Source organism: Thalassospira tepidiphila MCCC 1A03514 (genome assembly GCF_001662875.1).
Lineage (GTDB): Bacteria > Pseudomonadota > Alphaproteobacteria > Rhodospirillales > Thalassospiraceae > Thalassospira > Thalassospira tepidiphila.
In genome coordinates, this window is the sequence record NZ_JPVZ01000003.1 from 607131 (window position 1) to 626241 (window position 19111).

Here is a 19111-nt window from a genome sequence, read left to right on the forward strand (position 1 = left end):
CACTGCGGAATCGGAGGCGGCATTCTTTAAGCAGCTCGGCCGAGCATCTTGCAAAACCGGATCGACATGAAAAAGCCCCGCTTCGGGATGCGGGGCTTGTCTTGATCAGGTTTTCAGTTCCGACAGGTTGGAAAACAGTTCCAATGCTGTTGGGTTGGCCAAGGCTTCCTGATTTTTTACCGGCCGTCCGTGGACAACATCACGAACTGCAAGTTCGGTAATTTTCCCCGATTTTGTCCGCGGGATATCGGCAACCGCAAGTACCTTGGCAGGGACGTGGCGCGGGGTGCAGTTGTTGCGGATCTGCTTCTTGATCTTGTCGATCAGTGCGGTATCCAATTCGTAATTGTCGCGGAGCACAACAAACAGGATCACCCGAACGTCGTTATCCCAGTCCTGGCCGATCACAATCGATTCCTGAATTTCAGGTAGTTTTTCTACCTGCCGATAAATCTCTGCCGTGCCGATACGAACGCCGCCGGGGTTAAGGGTCGCATCCGAGCGGCCATAAATGACCATGCCGCCATCATCATCAAGCTCGACATAGTCACCATGGCACCAGATGTTATCAAACCGGTCAAAATAGGCGCTGTGATACCGCGAACCATCCGGGTCGTTCCAGAAGCCGACCGGCATCGATGGGAATGGTTTGGTGCAGACCAGTTCACCTTTTTCGTTCCGCAAGGAGTTGCCATCGTCATCAAACACGTCGACAGCAACACCAAGGGCACGGGTCTGGATGACGCCACGTTTGACCGGCAGGACAGGGCACGCAAGCACAAAACAGCCAAGGATATCTGTGCCGCCTGAGATGGACGCCAGATGGATGTCTTCTTTGATGTCGCGATAAACGTAATCGAAGCTTTCCGGTGCAAGCGGCGAGCCGGTTGACGTCATCGCACGCACAGTGGACAGATCGTGTGTTTCTCGCGGTTTGAGTTCGGCCTTGGCCAACGCATCAATATATTTGGCAGATGTGCCAAACAGCGTCATGCCTTCTGCATCGGCATAATCAAACAGGATATTGCCACTCGGATAGAAGGGCGAGCCATCATAAAGCAGAAGGGTTGCACCGGCCGCAAGGCCCGCCATCAACCAGTTCCACATCATCCAGCCACAAGTGGTGAAATAGAAAACGCGATCACCGGGCGCGACATCACAATGCAGGATATGTTCCGAAACCTGTTTCAGCAGCGTTCCGCCCGTGCCGTGAACAATGCATTTCGGCTTGCCCGTCGTCCCAGACGAGAACATTACATAAAGCGGGTGATTGAACTCGACTTGCTCAAAGACGATTTTCTCGGTCCGGAAGGGGGCAATGAAGTCGTCATAGGTGACGGCGCTGCGGATATCCGTCGTGTTGGCGCCGTCAAAGGCATAGGGCACGATGACGACCTTTTTAAGGCTGTCGATCCGCTCGACAACATCGTGAACCTTTTCGCGGATGTCGTGTTGCTTGCCGTTATAGTGATAACCGTCAACGGTGATCATCACGGTTGGTTCGATCTGGCCAAAGCGGTCTACAACACCCTGAACGCCGAAGTCCGGCGAGGCGGAGGACCAGGTTGCCCCGATGGCTGCCGTTGCCAGCATCGCAATCACGGTTTCAGACATATTTGGCATATAGCCGCACACGCGATCACCCTTGCCAACGCCCTCTGCGCGAAGGGCCTGCGAGAATTTCGATACCGCAATATTAAGTTCCGCCCAGGATAGGCGGCTTTTGACCTTGTCTTCACCCCAGAAAATCAGCGCGTCGGTGTCGTCATCACGGACCAGAAGATTCTCGGCAAAGTTCAGACGCGCATCCGGGAAGAACTGGGCGCCCGGCATTTTGTTGCCGTCGATCAGGACACGGTCGCCCCATGTTTCCGCTTTCAGATCGGCATATTCGATAAGAGCAGGCCAGAAACGTTCAATCTCGGCAACGGACCAGTCATAGAGTTCGGTGAAACTCTGAAGGTTAAGCGCATGCTTTTCATTCACCCAGTCGCGAAAGCGGGTGACGTTTGCATTTTCAACGCGTTCTTTCGTCGGTTGCCAAAGAAAGTCGCTCATCATGAGTCCTCTGTTTCCTGCCGAACGTTTCGATCTCGTCGGCGCATCCTTTGAGGGCGCCAAATTGGTAGTCCTTTACCGCTTTTCTAGGCGTAAAAATGCGGACCAGCAAGTGAAGTAACGCAGATGGTCTAAATTGGTAATACCAATTGCTGTATTTTTCATCATATATCAAGTGAAATTATCTTCATAAGTGTCTGTTTAAAAGTTATAAATATCCGAAATTGTAATGCTCAAAAATATTGCGGGTTGGAGTTAAACAATAGCCCGAGAAGCTAATAAAGTATCAAATGGCGGCCGGTTTTTGTTCTATCGTGATTCGTTGGGTTGCGATGCAGCTGTGTCTTGCACGTGAAAACGCTTGCACGCCTGTCTGGGCATATTAGGTTGACACAGCATTTCACGAGACATGGAGATAACCGTGGCAGGCATTGACGAAAGCCAACCCTTTGTATCGATCAATATTGCCGTATTGACCGTCAGCGATACGCGCGATCTCCATAACGACACCTCGGGCGAGGTTCTTTGTGAACGCATCATCGCCAAGGGCCATCACGTTTATGAACGCAAAATCCTGAAAGACGATCAATTGGCCTTGCGCAAGCAGCTCGGTGCTTGGTGCTCAAACCCGGATGTCGATGTCATCATTACCACGGGCGGCACAGGTGTTACCGGGCGCGACGTGACGGTAGAAGCCCACCGGGCAATCTACGAAAAGGAAATACCGGGCTTCGGCGAACTGTTCCGCTGGATATCATATCAGAAAATTGGCACATCCACGGTGCAATCACGGGCGACTGCAGGGGTGTGTATGGGAACCTATATGTTTGCGTTACCCGGATCGACCGGGGCATGCAAAGATGCCTGGGACGAAATTCTGACCTATCAGCTCGATATCCGCCATCGGCCGTGCAACTTCGTCGAGCTCATGCCGCGTCTTCTTGAAGAATAGGGGCGCACGCCGTCCATATCCATTGCTCGCGATCCCTGAATTCCCCAATTAACAAGGACTTCCGATGGAATTTATCTCGGATCCGTTTTTCTATGTTGTCGGCATTCCCGCCGTCTTGATCGCCGGTGTTTCAAAAAGCGGCTTTGGCGGCGGGCTCGGTGTTGTGGCTGTGCCTCTGATGGCGTTGGCGGTATCGCCACAGGCCGCCGCGGCGATCATGCTTCCCATTTTGTGCCTGATGGACCTTGCAAATGTCTGGGCCTATCGCAATCGCTGGGACAGTCGGAACATGAAAATCCTCGTGCCGGCCGCACTGCTGGGCATTCTTGTCGGGACATTGTCTTTCAGCTACCTGAATGAGGCAGCCGTCAAACTGATCATCGCGATGATCGCGATCATCTTTACCCTTGATCATTGGCTTCGTGGCCGGAAGGAAACCGGTGCACCGGGCAGGGCAACGATTGGCAAGGGTACAGTTCTTGGCGCACTGGCAGGTTTCACCAGTTTCGTCGCCCACGCGGGCGGGCCACCGGTGTCGGTTTATCTGCTGCCGCAGCGAATGGATAAATCGATCTTTGTCGGTACGACAGTCATGTTCTTCATTGTCGTCAATTACGTCAAACTGATCCCGTATGCTCTGCTTGGGCAATTCGATGCATCCAACCTTGGAACATCACTTTTGTTCGTGCCGGTCGCGCTGTTCGGGACATGGCTGGGCTTGTGGGCGCATGACAAAGTCAGTGTCAAATTGTTCTACCGGGTTTGCTACAGCCTGTTGTTCCTGACAGGGATTAAGCTGTTTGCGGATTCGATCCTCGAATTTACAGCCTGAACATCGCATCGGTTTGCGCGGTACTTTACAGCACCACACTAACTGTTGGCGTTTCGATCAATGGTTTTAATGTGATGTATCCACTCTCTTTATGGTAGAAATGGCATACGCCAATGAGATAGCCGCGTGGTCCGGGTATAATCCTGTATTTACGTAATGGTATAAGTGGCTTATTAGATATCAGTGCTGCAAAGACAAGCAGAATGGATGGCGAATAAAAGCACGCGATCAGCAGCCAGGAGGAAACCTGATGCGCATATGGGAGCTTTATTTAAATGCCAGAAAGAATTCTGCAGGTTGCGACAGCAATTTCCGGGCAAGCCAATGATAAAATTACCGAAATCAAGGCCGTTACACGGGCAACACGAACCCTTGCACTGAATGCGTTGATCGAGGCCGCACGCGCAGGCGAAGTGGGCCGTGGGTTTGGTGTTGTTGCCAACGAGGTCAAGGAAATCTCGCAACGTGTGAACGTCATTACCGAAGAACTTGAAGACATGTTTCTGACGCTTGCCTCCGATCTGGAGAAAACAGCGCAGACGGTTCGTGGTGATCGTTTTGCCGACCTTGCCCGTTATTCTGTCGAATTGATGGACCGCAACCTGTACGAACGATCTTGCGATGTGCGCTGGTGGGCAACCGACGCAGCCGTGGTCGATGTTTGTGAAAATCTCCAAGACCCTGCGTTTGCATTACGTGCTTCGGAACGGCTCGGCGTGATCCTTGATTCCTATACCGTGTATCTCGATCTTTGGGTGGCTGACCGGAACGGCAACGTTATTGCCAACGGACGCCCGGACTCCTATCGCGTGATGGGGAAAAATGTTTCTGATCAGGGCTGGTTTCAGGAAGCAATGCGCTGTCGCGATGGCGGACACTATGCCGTCGCGGATGTGGCAGCCAATTCACTGCTAAACAACGCCGCATCCCCGACTTATGCGACCGCCGTACGCCGGGGCGGTGCCGTCGATGGCGATGTGATCGGTGTTTTGGGCGTCTTTTTTGACTGGGAAAGCCAAGCACCGATGATCGTCAAATCGCTGAACTTCAACGCGGAAGAACGTGAACGTACCCGGGTGATGTTGATCGACGCAAAAAATCGGGTTCTTGCTGCTTCCGATGACCACGGCGTGCTCAGCGAAACATTTAATCTGCGGGTCGATGATCCTGCCCGCGGGGCCTATCTGCTTGAAGATGGATCCCTTGTGGCCTACGCCTTGACGCCAGGTTACGAAACCTATCAAGGGCTTGGCTGGCGTGGGGTTATCGTGCAAACACCACGAGCGGAAAATGCCGTCGCCTAACTGTAGACGTCTAGGCGAGCCACGATATCTATCTGCTAAAAGAAGACGGGCACCTTGTGTTGGTGCTCGTCTTCTTTTGTTTTGTGCTCAGGTGTTTGCGCTTGCCCCTTGGCATGAAAAGAGATAACGATGCTGTCACTTTATTGATAAAGTGTCATCGTGTCTGCCTTGAAGGATGAAAGCTGTTGGAACTGATCCTTGCCAAAATTGCCGTGTCTATCGGAACGGTGCTGGGGCTTTCGATGCTTGCAGAACGGGCAGGGCCACGTGTCGCCGGCGTGTTGTCAGGTTACCCGCTGGGAACGGCAATCCTTTTGTATTTCATTGCAGTCGAGCAAGGTGTTGCCTTCGCAAGTGAAAGCGCGGTGTACGCTTTGCCCGGCCTGATTGCGACCTTAACCTTCCTCTATGCCTATTTCATTGTGTCGCGCCAATGCGTTCGCCTGCCTGTCTTCCCACAGATTCTTCTCAGTTCGCTCGGGGCGTTTGTCACTTATCTGTCGGTCTCATGGCTGTTTCAGCTCGCACCGATGAGCTTGACGCAGGCGGCGGTGATTTTGCTGGTTGCGATCGTTGTCGCACTCATCCTTTTCCGCAAGATCGAGAATGTCCGTATTCTCAATCGGGTTCGCCTGACCAAGCGGGTTGTTTTGCTTCGCGCTTCACTGGCGGCAATCATCGTTCTGGTCATCAGTGGCATGGCGGCGTGGATTGGTCCACGCTGGGCAGGATTATTGTCAGGTTTCCCCGTAACACTCTATCCCATGATGTTGATCCTTCATTTCACCTATGGGGCAGAACCGGTGCATACGGTTATTCGAAACTTTCCAAGGGGAATGGGGGCATTATGGGTTTATATCCTTGCCGTGACCCTTGGTTACCCTGTTCTTGGTCTTGGCTTGGGCACACTGTGTGCCTTTGGGGCAGCCACGGTCTATCTGGTCGGGTACACCACTTTCGTCTGGGTCCGCCAAAAGTCCGTGCAAGCAGCGCAATGATCTCCTAACATTCAGACAACACGACAATGATGGTCGGTCAAATCGACCGCACACAGGGAGTAGTCGCTGAATGCAGCAAGTCCAGTCACTGGTACGGGCGTTAAGTATCCTCAACGCGCTTGCCGAAAGCGAAGACGGGATGACCCTGACCGAAATTTCACATCAGGTGAAATTACCACCCTCGACAGCGCACAGGTTGCTGACCACCATGCAGCACGAACGATATGTATCGTTTGAGGGGGAGCGCACCCTGTGGTTCGTCGGGGTTCAGGCTTTCAGCGTTGGCAATTCATTTACCAAGAATCGTAACCTCAGCCAGATTGCGCGGCCCTATATGCGCGCACTCATGGAAGACAGCGGTGAAACGGTCAATCTTGCTGTCGCAGACGGTGGGGAGGTCATCTTCCTGTCGCAGGTCGAATGCCGCAAAATGATGCGTGCGCTCGTCACACCCGGTCGTCGGGCCTTGATGCACTGCTCGGGCGTTGGCAAGGCCTTGCTTGCCTTTTTGCCGGAAGAAGAACTGCATTCGGTCGTCGCAAAGCACGGGTTGCCAAAGATTACCGAACGAACCCTGATAACCCAGGAAGCTCTTGAAAAGGATCTGGAGCGTTGCCGTCAGCGTGGCTATGCCCTTGATGATGAAGAGCACGCGGTTGGTCTGCGTTGTGTTGCGGGCGTTGTCCGTGATGAAACGGGTTTGCCAATCGCGGCATTATCACTTTCGGGGCCCGCGGCCCGTATTCCAAACGACCATATCGAGCAATTGGGGCTTAAAATACGCCGTGTCTGCGCCGACCTGAGCCGTGAATATGGAGGAAAGCCGGTCTAAAGACCGGCGTTCTTCCACGGACCAAAGCGATCCTGCTCAGTCGGATTGCTGTTTACATACCCGGGCAGGAAACGCCAGTGCCGCCGAGCCCGCAATAGCCATCAGGATTCTTGTGAAGGTATTGCTGATGGAAGTCCTCGGCATAAAAGAATTCCGGTGCCCCGGTGACTTCGGTTGTCACGTCGGCTTGACCTGCTTCTTTCAGTGCAGCGTTGTAGTCCTGACGTGACTGAACGGCCGCTTGCTGTTGTTCAGGCGTAAAGGTGTAGATGACGGACCTGTACTGGGTGCCGATGTCATTGCCCTGACGCATCCCCTGAGTCGGGTCGTGGTTTTCCCAAAACAGCTTCAAAAGCGCTGAATAGGACGTCATAGCAGGATCAAAGACGACCAACACCACTTCGGCATGACCTGTCATACCGCTGCAAACTTCGCGATAGGTCGGGTTCTTGGTGAAGCCACCAGCATAGCCAACAGCAGTGCTGTAAACGCCTTCAGCTTTCCAGAACAGGCGTTCCGCCCCCCAGAAGCATCCCATGCCAAAGACGGCAATTTCCAGATGACCCGGGAAGGGGCCCTTCATCGGATTGCCTGTGACGATATTGGCATCGGCAACCGGCAGTGCTTCTTCGCGTCCCGGAAGCGCGGTGTCAGCGGTTGGCATTTTGGGTTTGTCTGATTTCAGCACGGAGAACATGTCTTGATTTCCCGAAGAAGAATTTGCGTTCATGCCTGCAATGTACTCCAGAAGCGCACAATAGCAATTCCCGTCTTGATCAAATGTCTTTGAACATTCTTTTGGCGGCACCCGCGATCACGCGGATAATCCGCACCCAAAGTTCATGGAACTGCATGATGGAATGGCTTTGCACAGGTTCAAGCATTTGAAATCGACAGCTTTGATGCTGTTGGGGGCGTTCAGTTTGCTGGTCGGGCTTTTGTTCCTGCCATTGCCACCACCATTTTTTGGCATGGTGTTTATTGCGCTTGGTATTCCATTGTTGGCAGCCGGATCAAAACGAACGCGGCGATTTATCCAGCATCTGCGTTGGCGGTATTACCGGCACAACACTAAGATCGAATTTTTTTTGGCAAAGATGCCCGGTTTCGTTCGAAGACACGGTCGGAAAACCCGCCCGGATGGCTTGATGCGGTCTGAAAAGATGGCGGCATCCGCCAGACAACGGTCTAAGGACTAACGCGTCGAACCAGGCAATCCGTCCCGGCAGATTTCAAGCTGTTGCAAGCCTGCGTTGCCTCGCCAGAGGAAGCATACATTCCGGTCAGCAGGCGGAAGAACAAACCTTTGCCTTCAATCGCGATGCTGACGACTTCATGGTCTGCGGCCGCCAGCATGCCATGCGATGCGCTTTGGAACTTCGTCCATGCATCTTCCGCACGTCCGCGCGAACGATACGCTGCAAGCTGAACAGCGTAGTAGGGGCTATCACTTTGTGCGGTTTGGCTACCGGCAGTTTGCGCTGGCGCCGAGTTTTCGGTTGATGGCGCCATCGCGTTTTGTGTTGCTACCGGCTCTGTCGAGGTGATCGGAAGTTCGATCATGGGTGCACCGGGTTTAGGATCAACAATATCAAGTTCACCCTGTTCGGTCGGGCGCGCGTTTGAGGTGACCATTGCACCCTTATGTTCTGTTGATGCTGCGTCGCCGGCAATCGTCGGCGCAGCAATGACGGGTACCGGTGCCGCGGATTGCACTGACTGACTGGGCACCGGCGCAGGGGCTGCAACCGGGGCAAGTTTCGACACTGCCGTTTCCGTTCCACTGCTCGCCGGCCCATCGGTTAGCTCAGCTGCGGGGACGGGCGTCGCTTCTGGCGTCGCATTGGGTGCAGCGGCCTGTCGGTCAACACGCGTCAGTCGCGCCGTGTTTTCGCTGACTTCCATCTCCATCCGAACCACGGGACTGGTAGGCGCTTCGGGTTCTGCCTCTACCACGCCACCGGTTTCATAAAACCGGCGGTCACGTTCGACCTTTGGCGGGTTTGGTAATTCTGGACCTGGTGCAACAGTGGCGGATGCGACAACTGCATCTATTTCTTTGGATCGCGCATATTTCGGAGAAGACGCATCAAGCGTGACAAGGCGTCGTTGGGCGAGGCTGTTGATGCTGCCTGAAAGCCGCACATCTTGGCCGCAATCAAGATCGATCTTGGCGTCGGGCGGCGTCGCGGTCAGCCAAACATAAAGTTTGCGCGCACTTTCATAGTTGCCGTCCATGTCATAAGAAATTGCCTGCAGGAAGTTATCCTCGGGGCTTCGATCAAGTGAAATCGGTTCGGATGGGGTGGAGCCATCCTTCGCCATTCCGGTGCCGGTGGAAGCCGTGTGGCCGAAAAACAAACCACAGGCGGCCCGGTTAAAGCTTGTTTTTTCCGCCGCAGGCAATTGTTCGTTCGATGGAGAACTTAGTTCTTGCGAGGCAGTGGATGAACCGAACCAAAGGCCCGAAAAATCAGAAGTGCTGCAAGCAGTCAGGAGCGGCAAGAGAGCTGCGGCAGTTATTCTTCCCCAGTTGCGTCGAAGGGGAGTGTTTGTTGTCGCAAACCTGATTTTCACGCTTCACCTGATCATCGCTGTATTGCAGAAAGTTATATCTTTCATCGCCAGCAAAAACAACTCCTGCTAATGCAACGATGATGATCAGCTGTCTTTGGAAATCAGGGAGATAGCAAATTCGACGGCAAGCGGTATAGCCTTCGGAAGGGCGGAACCGCAGGCAGATATAATCACCGCATGGCCAATGGAACCATGATCCCGATAAGCAGAATCAGCACGGTTACGGCGATGACGATATTTATGATGCCTTTTGTTGCCTTGTTTGCCGTTTCACGCGTCATGCCACGGCTTTGAGAAGATCTGCCCGAGGCACCCATCGCACCGCCCGCGTTCTCGGACGTCAAAATCTTGATGACCTGCTTCTTTTCCTTGCGGGTTTCTTGGTCATACTTGTTTTCAACGATCCGTACTTCAGAATTGCCTTTGCTGCTGATCGCATCCTTGGCGGTCTTCAGGGCCGCGCTGTAGTCCGATACCGGTTCGAGCTCCATCAGGTTCCCGGTCTTGCGCAGGCAAACCACAGTATAACTTTTGCTAAGTGCCGCGTCGGTCATCTTTATTCCTGTTTTTTCGTGTACAACTTTGACAGACATATGGCGTGTTCGCGCAAAAATGAGAACCTATCCTAAAGAATAGGTTCTCTTGGCGGTCAAACGGGAGAGATCAGTTCGTAATGCTGCTGGCCAGCGTTTTGTACTCTTCGCAGTCCATGCCACAAAGCTGTTCCAGTCGCGCAAGATTTTCCTGAGCCATTTCAGGTTTCCCGGTCTGGAGGAAAAGTTCACCCTGATACTCAAGAGCACCGACATGTTCAGGGTCAATCATCAGGACGCGTTCATAGTTCTGCGCGGCACTGTCAAAGTCACCCATCTTGCGCTGGCTGTAGGCAAGGTAATTGTAAAGATCGGCATTTTCCGGATCTTCTTCGAGCATGGTTTCAATCTTGTCGATCGCCATGTCGTACATACCGGTATCAACAAGTTCCGTAACAGCGGAAAGGTCGGTACCTTCCGAGCTCCAGCTATCCGAACTGCCCATTGCAAAAGCGTTGCCTGCCAGAAGCGGGGCGGCAAGCATCATCATAACAGCACATGCCTTGATCATTTTTGGGGTTTCACCGTTACGGTCCATCGTCGTACCTTTCTGTGATCTGATTTGGCATTAATACGTGTGTCGGGACGCGCTGAAAGTGTGATTTATCACAACTGAACGTTTTTCCTGTTCACTTGTTGGTGAGAATTATGGCTTTGAAAGGGCGTAATCTGTGGGGGTAATTGAAACTCTTGCGTTGGGAATGGGCGGGGCCTGGGCCAGTGGTGTAAACCTCTATGGCACAGTGGTTATTCTTGGTCTTCTGAACAATTTAGGGCTGCTTGATTTGCCACCGGAGCTTCAGGTCCTGGGAAGCTGGTGGGTGCTGGCACTCGCCATGTTCCTTTATCTGATCGAATTTGTGGCCGACAAGATCCCGATCGTTGATAGCGTCTGGGATGCCATTCATACCTTCATCAGGATTCCTGCCGGCGCACTCCTTGCCGCAGGCGCCATGAGCGGCCTTGATACCGGCATGGGCGACGGCCTTCAAACTGCGATTGCCTTGCTGGTTGGTGGGACGGTTGCGGCTGGGAGCCACTTTACAAAGGCCGGCAGCCGCGCGGCAATCAATACATCGCCTGAACCGTTTAGTAACAGCATTGCCTCAGTCGCCGAGGATGTCGCCGTATTTGGCGCGCTGTATACGGTCGCTTTTCATCCGGTGGTTTTCTTTGTGTTGTTTGCGCTGTTTGTTCTGCTTCTGGTCTGGCTGGTGCCAAAGATCTGGCGGTTCATTGGACAGGTGTTTGGCAATGCACGTCATCCGTCCGTGGCCTATGCCCAAACGCGTGCGCAACAAGCAGGCACCGGTACGGGGCTGCCAAAACTCAATCTATCCGGGGCAGGCGGTTCAGCTTTGCCACCATCAGATAAGCCTAAACTCCCACCTGAATAGGATGGTGTTTAGCCAAAAGAAAAGCCCGCAAGTATCGGACTTGCGGGCTTTATTGGTTGTGTTTCTAACGTCGATCAGAAGTCGGCTTCGATCACGCGATCGCGGATTTCGGCCGCCATCGCATCACCAAGTTCATCAATGCCAAAGGTCTTCTGGTGCTTGAACCCAATGCGACGGACCGAAGCGGTTTTTTCTTCGGCTTCACGTTTGCCAAGTGCAAGGATCATTGGGACCTTGGCATGGCTGTGTTCGCGGACCTTGTAGTTGATCTTCTCGTTACGGGTATCGAGCTCAACATTCAGGCCCTTGGCTTCAAGTGCTGCCTTCACTTCATGGGCATAATCATCGGCATCATTGGTAATAGTGCAGACAACCGCATGAACCGGTGACAGCCACAGCGGTAAACGACCGGCATAGTTTTCGATCAGAATACCGATAAAGCGTTCAAGCGATCCAAGGATCGCACGGTGCAGCATGACCGGGCGGTGTTTTTCGCCGTCTTCACCCATATAGGATGCATCAAGACGTTCCGGCAGAACGAAGTCAGCCTGAAGCGTGCCGCACTGCCAGTCACGGCCGATGGCATCCCGAAGCACGAACTCAAGCTTCGGCCCATAGAACGCGCCTTCACCCGGATTGACTTCAAGTGCCAGACCTGCTTCTTCCGCCGCTTCGCGAAGGGCTGCTTCGGCCTTGTCCCAAATCTCGTCAGAACCCGCACGCACTTCCGGACGGTCGGAGAACTTCACAAGAATGTCGGTAAAGCCGAAATCCTTGTAGACCGATTTCAGAAGGTCACAGAAAATCTTGGTTTCGGAGACAATCTGGTCTTCGGTGCAGAAGATATGTGCGTCATCCTGAATGAACTGACGAACACGCATGATGCCATGCAGGCCGCCAGACGGTTCATTGCGGTGACAGCAGCCAAATTCCGCCATACGCAGCGGCAGGTCACGATACGACTTGCTGCCAAGGCGGAAGATCTGCACGTGACACGGGCAGTTCATCGGCTTAAGTGCCAGCACCTTCTCGGGATCATCTTCATCCGGGGTGGTGGTGAACATGTTCTCGCGGAACTTTTCCCAGTGACCGGATTTTTCCCAAAGCACGCGATCAACCAACTGCGGCGTACGAACTTCCTGATACCCGGCCGCATCGAGGCGATCACGGATATAGGTTTCGACCTTGCGATAAAGCTTCAGACCCTTGTCATGCCAGAAGACAGAGCCCTGGGCCTCTTCCTGCATGTGGAAGAGGTCCATTTCACGGCCAAGGCGACGGTGATCGCGCTTTTCTGCTTCTTCAAGCATGTGCAGATAGGAATCCAGGTCTTCCTTGCTTTCCCAGCAGGTGCCATAGATACGCTGCAGCATTTCGTTATCCGAATTGCCACGCCAATAGGCGCCGGCAACCTTCATCAATTTGAAGGCCTTGCCGATCTTGCCGGTCGACGGTGCATGCGGACCACGGCACAGGTCGATGAAATCGCCCTGGCGATAGCACGTAATGGTCTCGGTTTCCGGAAGATCACGGATGATCTCGGCTTTGTACTTCTCACCTTTATCAAGGAAGAACTCGATCGCGTCGTTGCGATCCCAGACCTCGCGCACGATCGGTTCGTTACGCTCAATGATCTTGTGCATCTGCTTTTCGATCTTGACCAGATCGTCTGGCGTAAACGGCGTTTCGCGGGCGAAATCGTAATAGAAACCGTTCTCGATCGACGGGCCAATCGTGACCTGCGTATCGGGATAAAGTTCCTGGACGGCTTCGGCCATGACATGCGCACAATCGTGACGGATCAGCGGCAGAACTTCCGCATGGCCCTTGGTCACGATTTCGATAGTCGCGTCAGTGTCAATCTCGCGCGCGAGGTCGCGCACTTCACCGTTGACGATGATGGCAAAGGACTTCTTTGCCAGCGAAGAACTGATGCTTTTGGCGACATCGAAACCCGATACCGGGCCGTCAAATTCGCGCACGGCACCATCGGGAAGGGTCAGGGCAATCATGGTTGGCTCAACTCTGCTTTATCTGCGGGCATAATTCAGGAATGCACATATAGGACCCGCATGTTTACGCGGGGTAAATGCACAAGAAAAGGAATTTCAGGATGAGGTCAAGTTCGCTCTTTGAAAAAAGCGACTTTCGGGACAGCACGAACCGCCGCAAAGCCAATCAGGCATGCAGTGTTTTTGGCGGTATTCAACTTTTTGTCGGCAAAGCCGTGCATTGATACTATCCCGTAAGGTGAAGACTTAATATAACAGGACAAACTTGTAGAGCAAGACGCAAGCCTTTGCCAAAGGCAGGTTTTGTTCAACGCATTATTACGGCGCCACCAACGCCATCGAAGGGAGCCCCAAATGTCGAGCCCGGAAGTTCGCCGGAACATCATGATTTTGAGTCTGTGCGTCGCGTTGTCTGCCAGCGCGATGTCGTTGATTTTCACGGTCGCCGCTGTGATCGGCTTTTCGCTGGCCAGTGACAAATCCCTTTCAACCCTGCCAGTCGCCTTCATGATGATTGCCATGATGGCGATGACGGCCCCGTCGGCGGTTGTCATGGCCAAGATGGGCCGGAAATTCGGGTTCTGGATGGGGGCGACCATCGCCATGATGGGGGCAGTGTCGGGTATGGGCGCTGTTTACTACGCCAATTTCTGGCTGCTTTGTGTGGCATGTGCCTGCATTGGTGCTGGGAATGCCATCGCCATGCAGTACCGCTTTGCTGCCGCAGAAGCCGCGCCGGTGGAATTTCGTGCACGTGCGATTTCCTACACCATGCTGGGTGGACTTGCCTCGGCCTTTATCGGGCCGAACCTGGCAAGCTTTGCGCGGGACTGGTTTGAGACGATCCCGTTTCTTGGCACCTTCGTTGCCCTGATCGGCTTGCAGTTCTTGTTGGTGATCGCCATTGGTCAACTGCGATTGCCCGATATGCGCGGGCACAAGCATCCTGAACCGGCACGCCCGTTATCGACCGTGATGGGGCAACCCGCCGTTATCGTTGCGATCATTGCCGGTGCGCTTGGTTATGCGGTCATGAGCTTTGTGATGACGGCGACACCGCTTGCGATCCTTGATTGCGATTACGCGTTCGGTGATGCCGCCTTTATCATTCAGTGGCATGTGGTGGGCATGTATGCACCCGGCTTCTTTACCGGTAACCTGATCAAACGATTTGGGGCGCTTAAGGTCATCCAGGCCGGTGCAATCCTGAACTTTGCCTGTCTTGCGGTTGGTCTTGCCGGACAGGACCTGATTGGCAATTTCTGGGTGTCCCTTGTGTTGCTTGGTGTTGGCTGGAACTTCATGTTTGTCGGTGCGACGACGTTCCTGACCGAAAACTATCGTCCGTCCGAACAGGCACGTGTGCAGGCGATCAACGAATTTTGCGTATTTGGCACGGTTGCGATTGCATCGCTGTCGGCAGGTACGATCTATGCCGGGTCGGGATGGGGGACGCTGCTGTACAGTGCCGCTTTGCCGGTTGGTCTGGTGTTGCTGATCGTTGCGACCTTCGCGATCCGCCGCAAGGCACAAGCGGCCTGAAGGCAGGACTTTGATAGATAAAGGAAAGGGCCGCACATGCGGCCCTTTTTCGTTGCTGTGCCGATCAGTGATGACCGTTCAGGATATCGAGCGCGTGCGATCGGAATTCCCGATTATAGAGAACCAGCGTCACCCAGGTCGCACAGACGATGAAAGCAAGCGGATGATAGAACCAGCCCAATGCCGACAGCGCAAAGAAATAGGCGCGAATTCCGCGGTTGAAGTTGTGGGCGGACATCATGCTCATGCGTGATGCACGTGCTGCAGCTCGGGCAGCATCTGGCGCGTCGGCTTCCGGGGCGGCACCGATCAGGATGGAGCAATAGTTGGATAACCGAAACGCCCACGTGAATTTGAAGAAGGCATAAATAAAGATCACGATCAGCAACACCACCTTGCATTCCCAGACAGCCGGCGTGGTGACGGCGGCAAAGGGCAGGGCCGAGACAGTTTCAATCGCCTTGTCGGTATAACCCAGGAGCGCCATCAGGCCGATCAGGACCAGAATGGTGGTAGAGGAAAAGAAACTGATGCCGGTGATCAGGTTGCTGGCGATTGATGTATCAACCATCCGGATATCGCGTTTAAGCATCTGTTCCATCCAGCGATGGCGATTGCGTGCCATGTGGGCGGAGATGGAGTTACGGCGCCGTGAACTGGCATCGGCAAAAATCGTATAACCAACCCACCAGGCAAACGCCCAACAAATTGCGACAACATCAAGAAGCGTGAAGGTGGGCATAACGGGTTCCATTCAAAGCCGTTCCATCAGATTTATTCTAATCCTAGTGATAATGCGCTATCGTTCGCAATATTGTTTGCCACGCAATGTGATGGATGCATAGCAGATGGTCATGTCACCAGTCCGGGTTGAGTTTTCCCGCAATCCAGAGTATCAGCAGCGCAAATTTTGATTGGAGAGCGACATGAGCGATCTTGAAAACGATCTTGGCGACGACATCGACTTCGAAGAATTCGAAGCCCATACCGAAAAGCTGCTGGAAGACGGTCGCACCAAAGACGACCTGTTCGAGTTCATCGGTTTCATGAACATCAACGAAGTCGGCACGCACATGATCGCGGCCGAAATGGTGCTTGATGAAGATGCCATCGACCAGATGAGCAAAAACCTGCGTAAACTCGAAATCGATCTTTCACCCCTTGGCGAGCTTACTGGCGGCCTTAAAGGTGGCGAAGACGTCAAACGCGCCCTTGGTGCCCTGTTCCTAGAACTGGTCGAGCTTTGCGAAATTGATGAAGAAGACGAAGACGCCGGCGAGCTCTCCGAAGAAGCCCTGCTGCTGTTGAACTTCATCAAACGCTTCAATCCGCAGATGCGCCGCCTGACGGTTGCACTGACCGACACCGATGATGATGATGTGTCCTGCGAATATGAAGTGACCAACTGGTAAGCCAGGGGTTGCCGATCAGGCAAAAATTAATGTAGCTAAAGGCAGGGCATCGTTCCCTGCCTTTTTCTGTTTCGGAGCCACCACCGTGACTGCCTTGCGATCGACTGCTGCTGCCCAACGTCTTAAATCCTATCAGGACCGCTTTGCAAATGGCGAGGAGCCGATGCCAGAAGCCGCAAACCTGCGTGCCTGGATCGATGAGAACCGCGATGTTTTTCACTCGGTCATGGAATGCGACCTCAAAACATGCGCGAAGATCGTTTACGACTTTTCTTCAAACGGCGATGTGGTGATTGGTGGTGAAAGCGATCCGGCGCGCCAGACCGAAATCATGTGGCAGCAACTGGCCGATGCCAATGCCCCGGTTGGCATTGGGCGTTATCGCGAGGACCGGATTTGTTATCAGTCCGAACAGTTCAAAAACGATGGCGAGGCCCGCAGTCAGCATCTTGGTATCGATCTGTTCGCACCGGCATATACGCCGGTCCTTGCACCGCTGAACGGCGTTGTGCACAGCTTTGCGGATAACAACCTGCATTTGGATTATGGCCCGACCATTATCTTGCAGCATGAGCCGGCGGATGGGATTCTGTTCTATACGCTCTATGGTCATCTCAGCCGCGAATCCCTGGATGGGCTTTACAAGGGCAAGGAAATCACGGCGGGTGACCTTCTGTGTCGGTTTGGTGATTTCCCGATCAATGGCGACTGGATCCCCCATCTGCATTTCCAGATCATCTTTGACATGCTGGGGCGGGAAGGGGACTTCTTTGGTGCCGCCAAGCCGTCAGAATGGGACATCTGGGAAAGTATCTGCCCAAACCCGAACCTGATCCTGCAAATGCCTGAAAACGTGACCGCGTCACGGGAAGGGGTATAGATGCAACCGCGTCTGAAAGCCGGGTTATGGGTGCGCGCGCAGATCGCGATTTGCCAGTCGAACCTGATTACGGCGATGGTGGCCCACAAGGGCAACGAAGATGCCGGGGCCGTGCTTGTGAAGCTCAACCGGTTTGATGCAGGGTGCTTTGTCTATTCACGGGTGACGACCCTTGACGGGGAGCTGGGCTGGATGCTGGTGGCCGGTGGCCCGGATGGGGGCCGCGAAACCGAGTTTGCCTGCGATGAATACTGGCGCAAACAAATTGGCTATGATCCGGATGTCTGGGTGCTGGAGATCGAAGATCACAAGGGACAATACGAACTTGATGCCCCGGTTGTCGATTTCTGACAGGCGCGCCCGAAAAAAGAAAAAGGCTGGCAATGAAATGCCAGCCTTTACGTTTTGCATCACTCGCAAGCGATTGCTTATGCGGTGCGCTGCAGCAGGTGGTAACCGAAATCGGTCTCAACCACGTCAGACGTCGAACCAACTTCCATGCTGAACGCAGCGGCATCGAATTCCGGAACCATCATGCCACGGCCAAAGAAGCCAAGGTCGCCGCCCTGCTGGCCGGACGGGCAATCGGAATTGGCTTTTGCCAGTTCTGCGAAATCGGAACCGTTTGCGATCTGGTCTTTCAGCGCGTTGATTTCGGTCAGGGCTTCGTCTTTGGTGCGGGTGGCGGTCGAACGTGCCGAACCGGCATACATCAGAAGAATGTGCGACGCGCGAACTTGTTCACTCATAATGGGTCCTTTCATCCGTCAAAACTTGCAACCGACGGATTTTCTGCAAGATTAGAAGTTTATGGATAACGCTAAGGGTCCAAATCCATGTACAGCCGTATACTCCTGTACATAGGGTTGGACCCTAGACATTGCCCATGCCTTGTGGCTTGTTACGACAAATCGAACCGAGATGAAAGAGAAGAGGCAGATTGATGCTTGCTGTTGTGTCCCCGGCCAAGAAGCTGGATTTCGAAACAGACGTCCCGGAAATGTCTGTTTCTCAACCCGCATTTCTGGACGACACCGAACAACTTGTTGATGTCGCGCGCAAAAAAAGCCGCAGCGATCTGATGAAGCTCATGGGCATCAGCGAAAACCTCGCCGATCTGAACTATCAGCGTTTTCAGCATTTTTCGCGTCCGTTTGATCGCACCAATGCCAAACCGGCGATCTTTGCATTCCGCGGTGATACCTATGTCGGCCTTGATGCCGATACCATGAAGGCCGAAGACATCGACTGGGCAGAGGGCCATTTTCGGATGCTCTCGGGCCTTTATGGCCTTCTGAAGCCGCGCGATTTGATGCAGCCATATCGTTTGGAAATGGGAACGCGCCTTTCCAACCCGCGGGGCAAGGACCTTTACGCGTTCTGGGATGATAAGCTTTCAAATGAAATCAACGCGATTACCAAAGGTCACAAGGACCGTAGTCTGATCAATCTCGCCTCGAACGAGTATTTCAAATCGATCAAGACCAAGGTCCTTGATGGCCCGGTAATTACGCCTGTGTTTAAGGAAGTGAAGGGCGGCTCGGCCAAGGTTGTCGGCTTCTCGGCAAAGCGTGCGCGTGGCATGATGGCGCGCTATATGATTGACAATCGGCTCGAAGACCCGCAAGAGCTCAAGAAGTTTAATGTTGATGGCTATCGCTATCAGGATGACCTCTCGACCGAGACAGAGTGGGTCTTCACGCGTATTCACGATCAGTAACA

At 53.5% G+C, this 19111-nt stretch carries 21 protein-coding genes; 13 read left to right on the top strand and 8 right to left on the bottom strand.

From position 1 onward, the window contains the following. Positions 1 to 105: 105 nt before the first annotated feature. Positions 106 to 2058, bottom strand: coding sequence for an acetoacetate--CoA ligase (locus TH4_RS10115; RefSeq protein WP_064780963.1), 1953 nt, complete (start codon positions 2056 to 2058; stop codon positions 106 to 108). A gap of 421 nt (positions 2059 to 2479) precedes the next feature. On the opposite strand from TH4_RS10115, the gene moaB reads away from it, so the two are divergent. The 5 genes from moaB to TH4_RS10140 all read left to right on the top strand — a co-directional run bounded on the left by moaB (position 2480) and on the right by TH4_RS10140 (position 6976). Continuing rightward, a complete protein-coding gene (moaB, locus tag TH4_RS10120; RefSeq protein ID WP_040823811.1) occupies positions 2480 to 3010 on the top strand; it encodes a molybdenum cofactor biosynthesis protein B in 531 nt (176 codons plus the stop codon). A 64-nt stretch (positions 3011 to 3074) separates the two neighbouring features. Continuing rightward, positions 3075 to 3842 (top strand): sulfite exporter TauE/SafE family protein, encoded by a 768-nt coding sequence (locus TH4_RS10125; RefSeq protein ID WP_064780964.1) that lies wholly within the window; start codon positions 3075 to 3077, stop codon positions 3840 to 3842. Positions 3843 to 4117: 275 nt separating this feature from the next. Beyond that, entirely contained in the window at positions 4118 to 5146 is a 1029-nt protein-coding gene (locus TH4_RS20960; RefSeq protein ID WP_064780965.1) for a methyl-accepting chemotaxis protein, read from the top strand. 185 nt (positions 5147 to 5331) lie between these two features. Then, the gene (locus TH4_RS10135) at positions 5332 to 6144 is read left to right on the top strand and encodes a hypothetical protein (RefSeq protein WP_064780966.1); all 813 of its coding nucleotides are present in this window, start codon (positions 5332 to 5334) and stop codon (positions 6142 to 6144) included. A gap of 70 nt (positions 6145 to 6214) precedes the next feature. After that, entirely contained in the window at positions 6215 to 6976 is a 762-nt protein-coding gene (locus TH4_RS10140) for an IclR family transcriptional regulator (protein ID WP_008890731.1), read from the top strand. A 52-nt stretch (positions 6977 to 7028) separates the two neighbouring features. On the opposite strand, the gene msrA is transcribed toward TH4_RS10140, so the two are convergent. Continuing rightward, positions 7029 to 7673 (bottom strand): peptide-methionine (S)-S-oxide reductase MsrA, encoded by a 645-nt coding sequence (msrA, locus tag TH4_RS10145; RefSeq protein WP_064781049.1) that lies wholly within the window; start codon positions 7671 to 7673, stop codon positions 7029 to 7031. A 205-nt stretch (positions 7674 to 7878) separates the two neighbouring features. Here msrA and TH4_RS21030 point away from each other — a divergent pair, with 205 nt between their 5' ends. Then, positions 7879 to 8175, top strand: coding sequence for a hypothetical protein (locus tag TH4_RS21030; RefSeq protein WP_064780967.1), 297 nt, complete (start codon positions 7879 to 7881; stop codon positions 8173 to 8175). On the opposite strand, the gene TH4_RS10155 is transcribed toward TH4_RS21030, so the two are convergent. Then, positions 8165 to 9301 carry an SPOR domain-containing protein gene (locus TH4_RS10155; protein ID WP_064780968.1) on the bottom strand — a complete coding sequence of 379 codons (1137 nt, stop codon included), beginning with the start codon at positions 9299 to 9301 and terminating at the stop codon, positions 8165 to 8167. The two genes, TH4_RS21030 and TH4_RS10155, sit on opposite strands and share 11 nt — an antisense overlap. On the opposite strand from TH4_RS10155, the gene TH4_RS10160 reads away from it, so the two are divergent. After that, a complete protein-coding gene (locus tag TH4_RS10160) occupies positions 9282 to 9623 on the top strand; it encodes a hypothetical protein (RefSeq protein WP_157097734.1) in 342 nt (113 codons plus the stop codon). The two genes, TH4_RS10155 and TH4_RS10160, sit on opposite strands and share 20 nt — an antisense overlap. A 100-nt stretch (positions 9624 to 9723) precedes the next feature. Here the strand turns inward: TH4_RS10160 and TH4_RS10165 are convergent, their stop codons facing one another. Next, positions 9724 to 10107 (bottom strand): hypothetical protein, encoded by a 384-nt coding sequence (locus TH4_RS10165; RefSeq protein WP_064781050.1) that lies wholly within the window; start codon positions 10105 to 10107, stop codon positions 9724 to 9726. A 109-nt stretch (positions 10108 to 10216) separates the two neighbouring features. After that, positions 10217 to 10684: a tetratricopeptide repeat protein gene (locus TH4_RS10170; protein ID WP_064780970.1), complete on the bottom strand. Its 468-nt coding sequence runs from the start codon at positions 10682 to 10684 to the stop codon at positions 10217 to 10219. A 133-nt stretch (positions 10685 to 10817) separates the two neighbouring features. On the opposite strand from TH4_RS10170, the gene TH4_RS10175 reads away from it, so the two are divergent. Next, positions 10818 to 11543, top strand: a complete 726-nt coding sequence (locus TH4_RS10175; protein ID WP_064780971.1) for a DUF4126 domain-containing protein — start codon at positions 10818 to 10820, stop codon at positions 11541 to 11543. 74 nt (positions 11544 to 11617) lie between these two features. On the opposite strand, the gene thrS is transcribed toward TH4_RS10175, so the two are convergent. Further along, positions 11618 to 13555 (bottom strand): threonine--tRNA ligase, encoded by a 1938-nt coding sequence (gene thrS / locus TH4_RS10180; RefSeq protein ID WP_064780972.1) that lies wholly within the window; start codon positions 13553 to 13555, stop codon positions 11618 to 11620. 354 nt (positions 13556 to 13909) lie between these two features. Here thrS and TH4_RS10185 point away from each other — a divergent pair, with 354 nt between their 5' ends. Continuing rightward, positions 13910 to 15097 carry an MFS transporter gene (locus TH4_RS10185; RefSeq protein WP_008890723.1) on the top strand — a complete coding sequence of 396 codons (1188 nt, stop codon included), beginning with the start codon at positions 13910 to 13912 and terminating at the stop codon, positions 15095 to 15097. Between the two features lie 64 nt (positions 15098 to 15161). Here the strand turns inward: TH4_RS10185 and TH4_RS10190 are convergent, their stop codons facing one another. Further along, positions 15162 to 15851 carry a DUF599 domain-containing protein gene (locus TH4_RS10190; RefSeq protein ID WP_083997051.1) on the bottom strand — a complete coding sequence of 230 codons (690 nt, stop codon included), beginning with the start codon at positions 15849 to 15851 and terminating at the stop codon, positions 15162 to 15164. A gap of 172 nt (positions 15852 to 16023) precedes the next feature. On the opposite strand from TH4_RS10190, the gene TH4_RS10195 reads away from it, so the two are divergent. The 3 genes from TH4_RS10195 (at position 16024) to TH4_RS10205 (ending at position 17740) form a co-directional block, all read left to right on the top strand. Further along, positions 16024 to 16509, top strand: a complete 486-nt coding sequence (locus tag TH4_RS10195; RefSeq protein ID WP_064780973.1) for a hypothetical protein — start codon at positions 16024 to 16026, stop codon at positions 16507 to 16509. Between the two features lie 85 nt (positions 16510 to 16594). After that, positions 16595 to 17389 carry a peptidoglycan DD-metalloendopeptidase family protein gene (locus TH4_RS10200; protein ID WP_064780974.1) on the top strand — a complete coding sequence of 265 codons (795 nt, stop codon included), beginning with the start codon at positions 16595 to 16597 and terminating at the stop codon, positions 17387 to 17389. Continuing rightward, entirely contained in the window at positions 17390 to 17740 is a 351-nt protein-coding gene (locus TH4_RS10205) for a DUF1491 family protein (protein ID WP_064780975.1), read from the top strand. It abuts the gene before it with no gap. Positions 17741 to 17817: 77 nt separating this feature from the next. Here TH4_RS10205 and TH4_RS10210 read toward each other — a convergent pair whose 3' ends face one another. After that, positions 17818 to 18138: a peptidylprolyl isomerase gene (locus TH4_RS10210; protein WP_063089685.1), complete on the bottom strand. Its 321-nt coding sequence runs from the start codon at positions 18136 to 18138 to the stop codon at positions 17818 to 17820. Positions 18139 to 18332: 194 nt separating this feature from the next. On the opposite strand from TH4_RS10210, the gene yaaA reads away from it, so the two are divergent. Then, positions 18333 to 19109 carry a peroxide stress protein YaaA gene (yaaA, locus tag TH4_RS10215; protein ID WP_064780976.1) on the top strand — a complete coding sequence of 259 codons (777 nt, stop codon included), beginning with the start codon at positions 18333 to 18335 and terminating at the stop codon, positions 19107 to 19109. Positions 19110 to 19111 lie beyond the last annotated feature (2 nt).

What these genes read in the sequence shown, in the direction of transcription:
- yaaA (WP_064780976.1), top strand. Translation starts at nt 18,333, where the DNA reads ATGCTTGCTGTTGTGTCCCCGGCCAAGAAGCTGGATTTCGAAACAGAC.
- TH4_RS10140 (WP_008890731.1), top strand. Translation starts at nt 6,215, where the DNA reads ATGCAGCAAGTCCAGTCACTGGTACGGGCGTTAAGTATCCTCAACGCG.
- msrA (WP_064781049.1), bottom strand. Translation starts at nt 7,673, where the DNA reads ATGTTCTCCGTGCTGAAATCAGACAAACCCAAAATGCCAACCGCTGAC.
- TH4_RS10155 (WP_064780968.1), bottom strand. Translation starts at nt 9,301, where the DNA reads ATGGCGAAGGATGGCTCCACCCCATCCGAACCGATTTCACTTGATCGA.
- TH4_RS10185 (WP_008890723.1), top strand. Translation starts at nt 13,910, where the DNA reads ATGTCGAGCCCGGAAGTTCGCCGGAACATCATGATTTTGAGTCTGTGC.
- TH4_RS10195 (WP_064780973.1), top strand. Translation starts at nt 16,024, where the DNA reads ATGAGCGATCTTGAAAACGATCTTGGCGACGACATCGACTTCGAAGAA.
- TH4_RS10205 (WP_064780975.1), top strand. Translation starts at nt 17,390, where the DNA reads ATGCAACCGCGTCTGAAAGCCGGGTTATGGGTGCGCGCGCAGATCGCG.
- TH4_RS10165 (WP_064781050.1), bottom strand. Translation starts at nt 10,107, where the DNA reads ATGACCGACGCGGCACTTAGCAAAAGTTATACTGTGGTTTGCCTGCGC.
- thrS (WP_064780972.1), bottom strand. Translation starts at nt 13,555, where the DNA reads ATGATTGCCCTGACCCTTCCCGATGGTGCCGTGCGCGAATTTGACGGC.
- TH4_RS10170 (WP_064780970.1), bottom strand. Translation starts at nt 10,684, where the DNA reads ATGGACCGTAACGGTGAAACCCCAAAAATGATCAAGGCATGTGCTGTT.
- TH4_RS21030 (WP_064780967.1), top strand. Translation starts at nt 7,879, where the DNA reads ATGCTGTTGGGGGCGTTCAGTTTGCTGGTCGGGCTTTTGTTCCTGCCA.
- TH4_RS10115 (WP_064780963.1), bottom strand. Translation starts at nt 2,058, where the DNA reads ATGAGCGACTTTCTTTGGCAACCGACGAAAGAACGCGTTGAAAATGCA.
- TH4_RS10125 (WP_064780964.1), top strand. Translation starts at nt 3,075, where the DNA reads ATGGAATTTATCTCGGATCCGTTTTTCTATGTTGTCGGCATTCCCGCC.
- TH4_RS20960 (WP_064780965.1), top strand. Translation starts at nt 4,118, where the DNA reads ATGCCAGAAAGAATTCTGCAGGTTGCGACAGCAATTTCCGGGCAAGCC.
- TH4_RS10190 (WP_083997051.1), bottom strand. Translation starts at nt 15,851, where the DNA reads ATGGAACCCGTTATGCCCACCTTCACGCTTCTTGATGTTGTCGCAATT.
- TH4_RS10210 (WP_063089685.1), bottom strand. Translation starts at nt 18,138, where the DNA reads ATGAGTGAACAAGTTCGCGCGTCGCACATTCTTCTGATGTATGCCGGT.